Raw genomic sequence first — 15,525 nt, forward strand, 5'->3', positions numbered from 1 at the left:
TAAGAAACAGATAATTAGCATTATTTGGAGTATGGATTTTATGATATGGACGTGACCATCTTTATACAAAATCAACTGAATTTTCTACCAATTCAGCCTGCTCATTTTTTCCAAATATACCCCTATTTGTATGTTATCTTTTTGTAATATTAAAAAAACAAATCTCCACCTATTGAAATATCACATTTTTATTCATATATTTGCTTAATATTGCTAAATAATTATAAATATTTATAATTATTATCACATAGATTGTACCAGTTTTTTCATAAGAATAAAAATATAAGTTTCAGGTGTTTAATGATATTTGAAGGCTAAAAAGAGGCATTGTTAAAAAATCATTACCAAATCGCCTTTATTATTAAACATATCACAGAATTAATTATTTTTATTCCATCATAACAGACGATCGTTCTATATATCGGACGTTCAGCATCCTGCTATGACATTTCCCGCCGTTTATCTCAAAATTATAAATGTAATGAAAAATCTAATCACCATCGACTTAAAGCCCCATGAAAAGAGCAATGTAGAATGCATGCCTTATAAGCACCGCTCAATAGCATTTTGGAAAACCAATTCTTTTAAAATTAAAGAATAATCATTAAATACTATTTATTATTGAATATATAATATAATTTTACTATTTTTATTCCTCCATAACAAAACAACCGGATATAACATTAAACGTTTTACCGATTGGTTATAGGAATCCTGATCACTCAATATAAAAACGCCATGAAAAACATAACTATTATTGGGCTTACTCCTTTCGAGAAGCCGGATGCCCATCTTATATTAAAACTACACCAGGCAGGTGCATTTGCTGTTTTAAGCTTGGGACATGAGTCAGCAATCGCCCAGGCAGCACTTCATCAATTAGACCAGACCGATATACCTTCTTACGGTATTTATTCCTCCGATGATAAATTCGAATCCCTTCAAATCTCTGAAAAAGTAGAATTTGTGATCCTTCCATTTGGCACTTCCGCCAATCTCTTCCCGAATTTACCGATTGTTTATCAGGTAAGCAGTCTGGAAGAAGCCAAAGAAGCTGAACGTATGGAAGCTGCAGGTATTATTATTAAAGGAAATGAAGCCGGTGGACTTGTAGGATATGAGTCAACATTTGTTTTATTTCAGCGAATCATAAAAGAAGTAACCTCTATCCCGGTATGGATCCAGGGAGGCGTAGGACTTCATACCGCTGCCGCCGCAAAAGCACTGGGAGCAACCGGTGTTGTACTGGACAGCCAGCTTTCGCTGTTTCCGGAAAGTTCTGTTCCACAGGATCTAAAAGATCTCTGCTCAAAGCTTAACGGAACCGAAACAAAAATCATTGCTAACCATCGTGTTTTGGTAAGACCCAACTCACCTTCTTTACCGGAAAATACCACCGCAGAAGACCTTAAAGAATTTTTCACAGATCTTGACCCGGCTAACAGCTATATCCCAATGGGACAGGATATTTCATTAGCAACAGATCTCTTTGAAGACTTCAAAAACCTGAAGAAAATGGTTTTTGGATTTAAAGAAGCCATGTATGGCCATCTTAAACAGGCAAAAGCCCTACAGGTAATTGACGAGGAAAATGCTTTAGCGAAAGAGCTAAACCTTCGTTATCCTATTGCTCAGGGTCCAATGACCCGTGTCAGTGATGTTCCTTCGTTCGCTAACGCTGTAGCTGATGCAGGCGCCTTGCCTTTCGTTGCCCTTTCTTTACTTAAAGGAAACCAGGCTAAAGATTTGGTTATGGATACTAAAAAGCTTGCGGGAGAAAAAACTTGGGGTGTAGGAATTTTAGGATTTGCTCCCCAGGAATTACGAGATGAGCAAACCTCTTATATATTGGAGGCAAAACCTCCTGTAGTTTTAATTGCCGGAGGAAGACCTGCCCAGGCAAAAATATTTGAAAAAGCGGGAATAACGACCTTTCTTCATGTTCCTTCACCGGCTTTGCTGGATATTTTCTTAAAAGAAGGAGCCCGAAATTTCATATTTGAAGGACGCGAATGTGGCGGACACGTAGGACCGCTTTCAAGCACTGTTCTTTGGGAAAAACAAATTGAACGTATATTAAAAGAAGAACACCCTGAAAATATCAGCGTCTTTTTTGCAGGTGGGATCCATAATGCATTTTCAACAGCATTTGTTTCTATCATGGCAGCACCTCTTGCAGCAAGAGGTGTAAAGGTTGGAGTATTGATGGGTACAGCATATCTTTATACCCAGGAAGCCGTACTTACGGGTGCTATCCAGGAAGAATTCCAGATACAAGCCATGCAGGCAAAAGACACTGTTTTATTGGAAACCGCACCGGGACATGAAACGCGTTGCCTGAACACGGCATTTGCTCAACATTTCAGTGCTGAAAAAACAAAACTTCTGGCAGCCGGAATAGATAAAAAACAGGTTTGGGAGCAGCTTGAAAAGCTCAACGTAGGCCGTCTGAGGATTGCAGCAAAAGGAGTAGATCGTCAGGGGGACCAACTCGTTAATATTCCTAAAAATCAACAGCTGGATCTTGGGATGTACATGATTGGTCAGATCGCTACCATGCACGACCGTGTTATTTCGATTTCGGACCTTCATGAAGATGTTGCTGTAGATAATTTTAAATATATACAGGATGCCGCTTTACCGGAAGAACCATCTTCTCATGAAAAACCGCTTGACATAGCAATCATAGGTATGGAATGTATATTTCCGGGTGCAAAAAATCTGGAAGAATACTGGCGTAATATCATTTTAGGAAAAGACAGTGTAACAGAGGTACCCGATGAACGATGGAATAAAGAGCTTTATTATCATCCGGATTCAGATGGACCGGATGTATCCCATTCCAAATGGGGTGGATTCATTCCGAAAATTGATTTTGATCCGCTTGCCTTCGGAATACCTCCTCAATCTCTCGCCGCTATTGAACCTACACAATTATTAACATTACTGGTGGCCAAACGTGCCATGGAAGATGCTGGTTATGGTGAGAAACATATCAACAGAGAAAATATCTCTGTAATCATAGGAGCTGAAGGTGGTAATGACCTTGCGAACAGCTACAGTTTCAGAGGGTATTACAAACAGGTTTTCGGGGAACTTCATGATGAAGTAAAAGAAGCATTCCCACATACTACAGAAGATTCATTCCCGGGTATTTTAGCCAATGTAATCGCCGGAAGAATCACCAACCGTCTGGACCTTGGAGGAAGAAACTTTACGGTGGATGCCGCTTGCGCATCATCTCTGGCCGCAATAGAACTGGCATGCCAGGAGCTTGTATTAGGCAAATCGGATATGGTGCTGGCCGGTGGAGCAGATTTGCATAACGGGATCAACGATTATCTTATGTTTTCAAGCACACATGCACTTTCCCGAAAAGGAAGATGTGCAACTTTTGATAGTGAAGCCGACGGAATTGCCCTGGGAGAAGGGGTTGCTATTCTTGTCCTGAAACGATATGAAGATGCCTTACGTGATGGTGACCGCATTTATTCGGTAATCAAAGGTGTCGGAGGATCCAGTGATGGTAAGGCTTTAGGGCTTACTGCTCCACGGAAAATTGGCCAGGTAAGAGCACTGGAACGTGCTTATGCCCAAGCAGGTATTAGCCCTGCAGCTGTAGGATTAATAGAAGCTCACGGAACTGGAACTGTAGTCGGAGATAAGACCGAACTTAATGCATTAACCAATCTATTCAGCCGCTCTGGAGCGATACCGGGCCAGACTCACCTGGGATCTGTAAAAACCCAGATCGGACATACCAAATGCGCGGCAGGATTAGCAGGGCTGATCAAAGCATCATTAGCAGTGTATCATGGTGTAAAACCACCTACCCTTCACCTTCAGCAGCCTAATGCTTATTATAATGCACAAACCAGTCCTTTTGCATTCTATGCAGAAAGCGGATTGTGGGGCGATAAAAACCGTTATGCGGGAATCAGTGCTTTTGGATTTGGCGGAACCAATTTCCATACTGTGATTGCCAATCATTCGAAACAGGAAGAGCCTGTGACCATGCAATCATGGCCATCGGAATTATTTGTATTCCGTGGAGATACTTATGAAGAAGCAAAAAGCCAGCTAAGCCAAATCACTTCTTTACTGGAAATCAATGATGATATCTCATTGAAAGATATAGCATACAGCTTAAGCGTAGGTTCTGAAAAGCCTGTCCAGTTGAGTATTGTAGCGGACACAGCTGAAGATCTGATGATGAAGATCGAGCTGATTCTGTCCGGCATCGAAACCAAAGACACTTTTACCGTTAATAAGAAAGCCGGTAAGGTAGCCTTTTTGTTCCCTGGACAAGGCAGTCAGCGTATCAATATGGCGCGTGATCTGTTTGTCGTATTCCCTGCAATGCGTAAACTTCTGGACCAGTACCCTGAGCTTGAAAAAGTAGTTTTCCCTTCTACGTCTTTCGATCCGGAAACTTTAAAGCAACAAAAAGAAACCATTAAAGATACCCGCCTAGCACAACCTCTTTTAGGAATTGTGGATCTTGCACTGGCTAAATTCCTTCAATCTCTGGGGATTGTTCCGGATATGCTGGCAGGTCACAGCTACGGAGAACTGCCTGCATTATGTTTTGCCGGTGTTTTTGAAGAAGAAAAACTTGTAGACCTTAGCAGACGCAGGGCGCATGCTATTCTGAACTCTGTGGAAGGCGGAGATCCGGGTACCATGGTAGCTGTAAGCATAACAAAAGAACGTTTATTACCGATCCTTGAAAAAACCGAAGGCTGCTATCCCGTAAACTATAATGCACCTTCCCAGTGCGTGGTTGCAGGAAGTACCAATGCAATCAATAACCTGATGACAATCCTTAAACAGGAAGGAATTTCTGCTAAAAAGCTGGAGGTTGCCTGTGCATTCCATAGCCCTGTTGTTGCCAAATCCAAAGATCTGTATACAACGGTACTCAACGATATTCCATTTGAGGAAATGCAAATTCCTGTCTGGTCGAATACTACCGCAACAGTATATCCGACAGAATCTTCAGAAATAAAGGAAAGGCTAACAGACCATCTTGTACAGCCGGTGAGATTTGTAGAGCAAATTCAGGCGATGTACGAAGACGGAGCGAGAATATTCATCGAAGTAGGACCAGGAAAAGTACTTACCGGATTAACGCAATCTTCCTTAGGTAAAGATCAGTTGACCCTGTATGTGGAAGACAACAGTCGTAATAAATTCAGCCATCTTCTGTGCATGCTTGCCCAATATTTAGGTACGGGTCGAAACTTTGACATCAGCAAGCTTTTCGATGGCCGCAATACCCGATTTATTCAGATTGACCAACCTGATCTTTATAAGAAAAACCCGGCCATCTGGCGTGTTAACGGACAAACAGCACACCCTACTACAGGTAATTTGCCTGCCAATGGTGCACTACCCATTTTAAACCCTATCCAAATGAACAACTTTACTAATAATCAAGCACCTGCAACCGAGAATTTACCCGCTGCCGAGCGTATGCTGCAGGAATATTTAAATAGTATGAAGATGATGATACAGGCTCAAAGGGATGTAATGCTTTCATTCCTGGGTCAGAATCCTCAAATTACTTCTGCTCCCGTGTATCACGCACCGGTAACAAACGGAACCAATGGAACCAACGGGGCTAACAACGTGGTTACGATACCAACTTCGCAAATCGTTACAGAAAAACCGGCAGTTGTTACTCAGACAAAACAAGCCCCAACAAAAGACGTTAAAACTTTATTACTACAGGTTGTAAGTGAAAAAACCGGATACCCGCATGAAATGCTGGGTATGGAAATGGATCTTGAAGCGGACCTTAGTATCGATTCCATCAAAAGAGTTGAGATCATAGGAACTCTTCGAAGTGAGCTGGGTGCTTTATCTATGGACAGTTCTAATGAAGACACTGTAATGGAGCAACTTGCCTCGATCAAAACTTTAAACGGGCTGGTTTCCTGGCTTACGGAATTTATGGGAGCTCCTGCTGCAGTGAATACAAAAACTGAGGCCGTAGAAGTTGCAGAACCGAAAAATCAGTCTTCTTTTTCCCTGGAAGATCTTCAAAATGCAATCCTGGATATTGTAAGTGAAAAAACAGGATATCCGAAAGAAATGCTGGGTCTGGACTTGGATCTTGAAGCAGATTTAAGCATCGATTCCATCAAAAGAATGGAAATTATCGGAGACCTGAAAACCAAGATAGGATTCGGACAGGATTTAGAGCAGGCAGATGACATCATGGAGAAACTGGCAGCGATTAAAACCCTTCGGGGACTGGCATCATGGATCAGTGAGCTTAATGGAAAAAGCAGTGAAGCCAGCCATGAAGCAGAAGCTAAAATTACTGAACAGATATCAGGAGAAGCTCAGGAACAGGCCATGTTATCACGTCTAAGGTTTGACCTTACACCAAGTGATGTTTCTGCAATACAAAATACAGAAACAATAAAAGGAAAGCGTTTCGCCATTACTCCTGCTACGATTATAGAAACATTAGCCATTAAAAATATACTTGAAAAATGCGGAGCCATCGGTGAAGTGATCGATATGGAAACGGACCTTAAAAATTTTGACGGGCTTATCATTCTTGACATCTTCTCTTCTGAAGTAAAAAACGGCATCATTGAATATGTTGACCTTATAAAGAAGCTGGACTTCGATAAAGTAAAATGGGTATACCTGATATCCGATATTCCTGCACATCTTCAGGAACTGACCGATATTAAAGTATTACGCCATTATCAGGGATATCCAGGCTTCTTTAAGAGCCTTGCCAGGGAGTATGAGCAAACTTCATGCAGACTGATCAACCTGAGTACTCCTCAGGATCTTGATCAAATTGCAGAAATCGCGTTAAAAGAAATACTTACGACAGACAAGCCATCCGAAGTTATTTATAAAGATGACCAACGTCACAAGGTAGATATTATACCATCTCCTCTATCAACCAGCCTGGAGGAAGCACACATCCAATTGAACAAAGAATCTGTAGTGCTTGTATTAGGTGGTGGACAGGGCATCACGGCTGAACTTGTTAAACACATGTCCGAAGCCTATCCTTGCACCTATATCCTTGTTGGCCGGTCTGCAGATCCGCGAGAAGGAACGTCTGATCTTAAAGAATTGGAAACCCTGAAAACGAAAGAAGAAATCAGAAGTTACCTGATTAAAACAGGACAATTTACTTCTCCTTCAGAAATAGAAAAAGAAACGGTTAGGGTATTTAAGAGCAATCAGATCCTACGGACTATCAGAGATATGGAACAACTTGGAAGTACGGTAGTTTATCATTCCCTGGATCTTTGTGACGAAGACGGATTATGCGATCTTATCAATACTATTTATGAAAAATATGGGCAGCTGGATGGTGTGATCCACGGTGCAGGCCTTTTGGAAGACAAACTATTTAAACAGAAAACAACCAGTTCGTTCGGACGTGTATTTGATACCAAAGTAAAACCGTTACGTGTATTAGCAGAACAGCTTCGTCCGGAATGCCAGTTTGTAGTTCTCTTCTCAAGCATTGCTTCCGTATATGGAAATAAAGGGCAGACGGACTACGCAGCAGCCAATAGTGTATTGGATGATTATGCCAAAGCTCTGGATAAAAAATTAAAAGGAAAAGTGATCTCCATCAACTGGGGACCATGGAAAGGTGCCGGTATGGTTTCCTCAACCCTGGAAACAGAATATGAACGTCGTGGAATCTCTCTCATTCCATTGGATCAGGGAAAAGAAATCTTCCTTAATGAGATCAAGTACGGAACGGAAAGCCAGGTGCTGATCATGTCAGGAAATAATTGGTAAATCGCTGTATCAGATAACTATGAAAAAAACAGATATTGCTGTAATTGGCCTATCCTGTGTCTTCCCCGGAGCACAGGATGCCAACACCTTTTGGCAAAATATCATTAATAAGGTAGATTCTACCCAAACTGCACCTGCGGATCGTATTGATCCGATCCATTTCAGCGATACACCAGGTTCGGTTGACCGTTTTTATTGTCAGCGTGGCGGATTCATTCCCGATTATGAATTTGACCCCACCGCCTATGGTATTTTACCGTTAGCTGTAGAAGGCACCGAACCTGATCATTTGTTAACCCTTGATCTGGTGCAAAAAGCATTAGACGATGCCGGTGTATTCAAAAAACAGGTTTCGCTCGAAAAAACAGGAATCATCATTGGTAAAGGAAATTATACAGGCCCGGGAGCTACCCGTGCTATCGAAATCGTTAGGACCGGGGAACAAATATCTTCATTGCTTCAGGAGCTGCTTCCACAAATATCTCCTGCAGAAATTGAAAAAGTAAAACATGCTTTCCAGGAAAGAAAAGGACGCTTTGCTGCAGATACTGCAATGGGACTCATCCCTAACCTTGTTGCTTCTTTAGTGGCCAACCGGTTCAATCTGGGAGGAGCCGCGTTCACAGTAGATGCCGCTTGTGCCAGTTCTCTGATTGCAGTAGACCACGCTGTTCAGGAACTTAACAGAGGCCGTTGTGATATGGTTATTGCCGGAGGCGTACACACCGGACAAAATGCAGCTTTTTGGAGTATTTTCGCCCAATTGGGCGCCATGTCACGCCAACAGCAGATCAAACCTTTCAGCATGGATGCCGATGGATTATTGATTGGAGAAGGCTGCGGATTTATTGTCCTGAAACGTCTGGAAGATGCCATCAGGGATCAGGATAAGATCTATTCCGTGATCAAAGGAGTTGGTGTAAGCAGTGACGGTAGTGGCACCAGTGTTATGAGCCCTTCTGCAAAAGGCCAGCTGAAGGCGCTGCAACAGGCATGGATCAATGCAGACCTTGATGAAAAGAAAATCGGTTATCTTGAAGCCCATGGCACTGGGACACCGCTTGGAGATAAAACAGAACTTCAGACGCTCGCTCAGTTTTTTGGAAAAGAAGAATCTGCTCTTACGGCAGGTATCGGATCCGTTAAATCCAATATCGGACATGCCATGCCGGCAGCCGGTATTGCAGGTTTAATAAAAACGTGTCTGGCCTTGCATCATGATATCCTTCCTCCAACATTATATTGTGAGAATCCTATTGCCGATATGCAGCAAACCAGATTCGCACCGGTACAGGAACCTACAAGCTGGTCTAAAACCGGCTTACCGAAAGTAGCCGCTGTTAATGCATTTGGGTTTGGAGGAATCAATGCCCACGTGGTTCTTGAAGGATACGATATGCCTAAAAAAGACCGCGTATTGCTACTGGCCAGAAAAACACATCAGGAGTTACTTTCAGCTTTACAGAATAACGAAAGTACAACCGGAGAAGGGAACTACAGAGTGGCCATGTTTGATCCTACTCCTGAAAGAATAGAAAAACTTATTAAAATTGTATCCAAGGACAAACCTTGGCGTAATAAACAGGATATCTGGTACACCAATACTCCGTTGCTTCATGATGGAGGAAAAGTTGCTTTTGTATTCCCTGGACTGGATGGACTGGCAAAAGGCGAAGTAGAAAGCGTAAGCCGTTATTTCGGATTAACAGAACCAATACAAACAGAGGGCGAAGGCTTACTTACGGATGCACTAAACATATTCAACAACTGCAGCATCCTGGATAATTCATTGAAAAAACTAGGCATAATACCGGATATGAATGCGGGACACAGTTTGGGAGAATGGCTGGCCGGCTACTCCTCTGAGCTGGCAGAAGTGAATTCTGTAAAAGCACTGATCGATGTTCTGAATCCTGAAACATTTGAACTAAAAGATTCTAAGTTTATTGCGATCGGGGCAGGTATTGATATCATCACCCCCATTATTGAAACAATTCCGAATATCTATATTTCCAATGATAACTGCCCGAATCAGGTAATCCTTTGTGGCAGTAATGCTGCACTGGAAGAACTGGTCCCTTTATTAAAAGCCCAGCAGATATTTCATCAGATACTTCCCTTCCAATCAGGATTCCATTCACCTTTTATCGCAGATAAACTGGATATAATCCTGCAGGGAATGGAAAAAGCACAATTCCAGAAAACGAAAATCCCGTTATGGTCTGCAACGACGTTGGAGCCTTATCCTTCGGACGAGGAGGCCATCAGAAAACTAAGTGCGGAACATTTGGTTCAGCCTGTACGCTTCAGGGAACTGACGGAGAAATTGTATGAAGAAGGAGCCAGATTCTTTATCCAGATAGGTACCGGAGGACTGATCGGCTTTATAGATGATACCTTGAAAGGGAGACCATTCAGTACATTAGCATCAAGTGTCGCTACCCGATCTTCTCTTGCCCAGCTACAACGTGTAGTTGCCGCATTATTTGTGGAGGGTAAAGATATTTCACTCGACTTTTTAGAAATACATCACGCTTCTAAAAAATCATCAGGTAAAGGTATTAAACTGGAATTAGGATCACCTATCATCCGTAATTTTAAAGAAGCTAAAACACTGGCTAAATCTTTTGATGTACTAGCACAAAACGGAACTTCCGCCATCGCAACGAAAAGCGGGCATCCTCTTGTGCAGGCTTTCCAGGAAAATATTGCGGATATGATCCGTATGCAGGAAGAAGTTTTAACGCTATTCCAGCACGGACCAAAGACGACAACTCAAAGTCCGGTAATTACTCAACCTAAAGCACCTGTAAGCAAGAATTTTTCAAAATCCCTGCATGTGAATCTTGATACCCATCCATACCTCATCGACCATAGTCTACTTAGACAACCTGCAGGCTGGCCTGATGTAACGGATATGGAACCTGTGATTCCCATGACCATGATCTTTGAATTACTGGCAGAAATAGCCCAGGCTGAGATCCCAGAAATGCAGGTCCATAAAATAATGAACATTAGCGTATTCCAATGGATGAACGTAGCCAAACCATTTGAAAAAACAGTGAATGGAGAATGGCGTTCTTCAACCCACGCTTATCTTGATATAGAAAATTTCGCCAATGCTGAAGTCATATTAAGATCTTCACCTCCTGTCGTACCGGTTTTTGATCTTTCGATCGGAGATCTGCTACCCATCCATCGTACTCCTGAGGAAATCTATGATAAACATATGTTCCATGGAGATGCTTATCAGGGAATTACAGAAATTTTATCCGTTGGAAGTAAAGGTATTATAGGAACGATTAAAGGAAATGGCGGAAAAGGTTCCCTGTTGGATAATGCAGGACAGCTGTTTGGCTTGTGGCTGCAGCTTACCCTTACTAAAGACAGGATTGCTTTTCCGGTAAAAATAAGGGATATTGAATTCTTCGGAAACATGGAAGACCAGGACGGATTATTCGAATGTACATGTATTCTTACCGATTTAAATGAGGAATTTGCCACCGCCAACATTATACTGAAAAGAGATGGAAAGGTGTGGTGTGCCATTACAGGCTGGCAGAACAGAAGACTTGAAATCGATGAAGCATTATGGAATGTTTCCATGTCTCCTCTTCACAACCGTCTTTCAGAAGAAATAGCACCTCAGGTATTTTTCTTCCATCAGGCTTATACCAGAGTGGCTTCCTGGGACTTTATCCTGAAGCGATATTTCAACCAGACGGAAAAACAATACCACCAAAAACTACTACCCAACAAGAAGAAAAACTGGATGGTGAGCCGCGTTGCCGTAAAAGACGCCGTAAGGAATTTACTCCGTGAACAAAAGAATCACGCCTGCTATCCTATTACATTTGAAATAGGCTCAGATGAACTGGGCAAGCCTTACCTCATCAGCGATTTCACACAGGATATCCACGTATCCCTTGCCCATAAAGGAAAGGAGGCTGTAGCTATTGCACGCCATGGTAAGTCCGTAGGAATTGATATGGAAACGATCGAGGAAAGAAGTTCCGGTTTCTATGATCTGGTATTCACAGATTCTGAGCTGGAATTATTAAAGGGCAGGGATCAGGCGGAATGGACGACCCGCTTCTGGGTTGCCAAAGAAGCCTACGGAAAGTTCCTGGGAAAAGGACTGCAAGGCAATCCTAAAGCATATGAAGTACAACTAATAAAGGATGATCATTTGTGGATCAACCAAACTGAAATAAAAACCATAAAACATCAAAATTATATTATCGGATGGACACTATGAACAACACATTAAAAATGAATCACGAGGAATTATTCACTCTTTTGAAAGGTTTTATCACTGAAGTTATAGGAGAGGAATTTGTTGAAGAGATGGATATCACTCCGGAGAGTTCATTTACTAAAGATCTTGAAATGGACAGTATAGAAATTGTCTCTTTCTCAGAAAAAATAAAAGCACATTTTGGAGATCAGATTGATTTTACAGGGTGGTTGTCTTCTATGGACCTCGACCAGCTGATCAACCTGGATCTCCGTATGATCATCAATTATATTTACGAATGCCAATAATTACAGTTGATAACAGGAAAATTCATATTCAGGAACTTAATAAAGGTGCCCGGGAAACGGTTGTGCTTATCCATGGGATGTTCAGTAATCTGTCCATTTACTATTTTAACATAGCACCCATCCTGGCACAGCATTACCACGTAGTAATGTATGATTTAAAAAGCCATGGAATGAGTGAACGTATACTCGATGGATACGATCTTGAAAATATGGCTTCCGATCTTCTTGGCCTTATTGATTTCCTTGACCTGAAAAAAGTTCATTTGGTAGGTTATAGTTTCGGGGGACTTATTGCTTTGAAAACAGCATTGAAATATGCAGACCGTATAGACCAGCTTGTAATTATGGAAGCTCCTGATCCCAGGGATGAAGAAACCCGGGGGATTATCGATCAGTACAGTAAGGAATTCCTGGAACATTATGTAGCCAACTTTACAGACACTACAAAAGTGCAGATGGGCAAAAGGCAAATGGAAAAAAATCACAGAATGTATGAATTCCTGTTTTATGAGACCAGTATCAAAGCGGATATGATCAGAGAGAAAGATTTCTTTACTGAAACCGATCTTACAAAGATAAATGTTCCGGCATTGCTTTTATATGGGAATCAGTCCAATTGTCGTCCTACGGGAGAATGGCTAGAGAAAGAACTCGGCCAGGCAAAACTTGAACTCATTCCTGGAGATCATAATATCCCGATACAGGAACCCGCTCAGATCGCTGAGGCTATTGTGCATTTTTTATCCAAATCATTATCTAAATCTAACACCTTAACACAAAATCATGGCTAAATTTGTATTTGTTGTTCCACCGTTGACGGGCCATGTCAACCCTACCCTGAGTATCGGGGCTGAATTATTGAACAGAGGACATGAAGTGGCATGGATCAGTCTTGACAAAAATCTTAATACCAAACTTCCGGCAGGAGGAGAGCTCCTGCTTATCCAATACGATCAAACTGACGAAGAAAAAAGAGATAGCGAACAGTACCTGGATATTATTTCCAAAAAAGTAGTATACGGTATAGACAGCATCAAATTTCTTTACGATGATGTACTTATCCCACTGAACAGGCATTGCTATAATGGTATTGTCCATTTACTCGATTCTTATAAACCTGACCTTGTAATCGGTGATCATCAGCTATTTGCAGCTGCTATTGCTGCAAAAAAGCTAAACCTTCCTTACAGTACTACTGTTACTGCACCCGCTGCCATCAAAATCATGGATGAATTACCAAAGGTTCATGAGTGGGAAGTAAATAAAATCATTGAACTGCAAAAGGAACTGGGAATAATGGAAGACTATTCTTTGGCTTCCTCAGACCTCTTAACAATGGTTTTAACGTCCAGATATTTCTTTGGTGAAATGGAACTACCTTCCAATTACCAGTTTACAGGTCCTGTTCTAACGGAACGCCGGATATCCTGTGAGTTCGACTGGGAAAGGTTTAACAGCAGCACTCAAAAGAAAATTCTTGTAAGTATCGGTACGACTTTCGATCATGATCATAAAAAAGCTTTTTTCCAAAAAGTAATTGACGCATTTAAAGATGAAGACCTAACGGTTGTAGTTGTTTCAGATCCTCAGCTTTTCGACAGCTGGCCGGAAAATTTCATGGTATATCAGCAGGTTCCCCAATTGGATCTCTTGCCGCATCTTGATGGTGTCGTTTGCCATGGGGGACATAATACGGTATCCGAAACGCTTTCAAACGGACTGCCGTTGGTTGTTATTCCGATTGCCTATGACCAGTCCCATGTTGCAGGACGTGTAGTACGTACAGGAGCGGGTGAGCGTCTTAATTTTAACCGGTTCAAATCAAACCATTTAAAAGAGGCGGTACAGCAGATCCTTAACAATCCTGATTATCGTAAAGCAGCAGAAATCATCCGTCAGTCTTTTATTGAGGCCGGAGGTACGGTAACAGCTGCCAATTTACTGGAAAAAGCTATTACCGATGCCACACAAAAGATAAAATCCCGTTCGAAATTCCTTTTTGTTATCCCTCCTTTTTTTGGACATATCAGTCCTACTCTGAGCGTCGGTGTAAGCCTTATAGCAAGAGGACACGAAGTAAAATGGTTCGGGATTACCCCGCTAGGAGATGAACATATTCCGGAAGGAGGATCGTATTTCTACCCTGAAGAAGATCTTATTCCCTATCAGGATGAGATCAAACGTATTTTAAAAAGACAGGATGACGGACCCGCCTGTTCCGGGCCTGAAGTTATGAAACTGGCATTAGAGGAAACTTATGTTCCTTTTGCCAAAATGATGATGCCCGGATTAAGCCGTCTTACTGAAAACTGGAAACCTGATGTTATCGTTAATGACTGTATTACTTTCGGTGGTGCCCTTTTTGCTCATAAACACAATATTCCATGTGTAACAACTACTCCTGTACCTCCAGATGTTATGGGAGATACAGAAAAAAGTGCTCCAAAAATATTTGAATGGCAACAAAACCTCATCAAAGATCTCCAAAAAGAAGTTGGGATTGATGATGATGGAATTTTCATCCATTCCCATAAATTAAACCTTGTATTTACATCTCAGGCTTTCGCAGGTTTTGAAACAGTACCTGACCATATGAAATTTGTAGGTCCTGTGAAAGGACGTCCCAATGATGCTCCTTTTGACTGGGATCGTTTGCATGCGGCTACTACACCCAAAATATTTGTATCATTAGGAACACTCCTTGTAGACATCAGAAAAGCCTTTTTCGAAAAGATCATTGCGGCATTCGCGGATCAGCCGGTAACTATCGTTGCGGCCACGCCACCGGATATTTTTGAAGAATGGCCTTCTAATTTCATTGTAAACAGTTTTGTACCTCAATCGGCATTAATGCCTCATATGGATATGGTAATTTGCCACGGAGGTTTTAATACAGTTAATGATACATTCCGTAACGGATTACCAATGCTGATCACACCGATTGCCTACGATCATTTCCACATCGCAAAGCTCATCGAACAGGCTGGTTGTGGCAAGAGTATCCGTTATAAAAGATTACGCATAGATTCACTCCGTGAAACGGTTTTTGAATTGCTGGAAGATCCTGCTTACCGCAATGCAGCAAAAGAAGTTCAGACAACATTCCTTACTGCCGGAGGTAATGATAAGGCTGTAGAGCTACTGGAGAATTTTGTACAACAAGAACAATCAACATTAGTTTCTGTTTAA

General features: G+C 41.7%; 5 protein-coding genes. All 5 read left to right on the forward strand.

Annotated features, from left to right (window positions below; translation table 11 throughout):
• Positions 1-738 precede the first annotated feature (738 nt).
• From G9C87_RS06175 to G9C87_RS06195, 5 genes are read left to right on the forward strand one after another with little or no spacing between them, the layout of a single operon-like run.
• On the forward strand, positions 739-7,791 hold the full coding sequence (locus G9C87_RS06175) for a type I polyketide synthase (protein WP_172279197.1): 7,053 nt from the start codon (positions 739-741) through the stop codon (positions 7,789-7,791).
• A 19-nt stretch (positions 7,792-7,810) separates the two neighbouring features.
• The gene (locus G9C87_RS06180) at positions 7,811-12,049 is read left to right on the forward strand and encodes a type I polyketide synthase (protein WP_172279199.1); all 4,239 of its coding nucleotides are present in this window, start codon (positions 7,811-7,813) and stop codon (positions 12,047-12,049) included.
• 14 nt (positions 12,050-12,063) lie between these two features.
• Positions 12,064-12,336 carry an acyl carrier protein gene (locus G9C87_RS06185; RefSeq protein WP_228456966.1) on the forward strand — a complete coding sequence of 91 codons (273 nt, stop codon included), beginning with the start codon at positions 12,064-12,066 and terminating at the stop codon, positions 12,334-12,336.
• Positions 12,327-13,127: an alpha/beta fold hydrolase gene (locus G9C87_RS06190; protein WP_172279203.1), complete on the forward strand. Its 801-nt coding sequence runs from the start codon at positions 12,327-12,329 to the stop codon at positions 13,125-13,127. Before G9C87_RS06185 ends, G9C87_RS06190 begins: the two co-directional genes overlap by 10 nt.
• On the forward strand, positions 13,120-15,525 hold the full coding sequence (locus tag G9C87_RS06195) for a glycosyltransferase (protein WP_172279205.1): 2,406 nt from the start codon (positions 13,120-13,122) through the stop codon (positions 15,523-15,525). The genes G9C87_RS06190 and G9C87_RS06195 overlap by 8 nt, the downstream gene beginning before the upstream one ends.

Origin of the sequence: Chryseobacterium sp. LAM-KRS1 (genome assembly GCF_013184525.1) — a bacterium.
GTDB classification, from domain to species: domain Bacteria; phylum Bacteroidota; class Bacteroidia; order Flavobacteriales; family Weeksellaceae; genus Chryseobacterium; species Chryseobacterium proteolyticum.

Excerpts from the sequence above, each read along its gene's own strand:
- G9C87_RS06180 (WP_172279199.1), top strand. The coding sequence starts at position 7,811 with ATGAAAAAAACAGATATTGCTGTAATTGGCCTATCCTGTGTCTTCCCC.
- G9C87_RS06185 (WP_228456966.1), top strand. The coding sequence starts at position 12,064 with ATGAATCACGAGGAATTATTCACTCTTTTGAAAGGTTTTATCACTGAA.
- G9C87_RS06195 (WP_172279205.1), top strand. The coding sequence starts at position 13,120 with ATGGCTAAATTTGTATTTGTTGTTCCACCGTTGACGGGCCATGTCAAC.
- G9C87_RS06175 (WP_172279197.1), top strand. The coding sequence starts at position 739 with ATGAAAAACATAACTATTATTGGGCTTACTCCTTTCGAGAAGCCGGAT.
- G9C87_RS06190 (WP_172279203.1), top strand. The coding sequence starts at position 12,327 with ATGCCAATAATTACAGTTGATAACAGGAAAATTCATATTCAGGAACTT.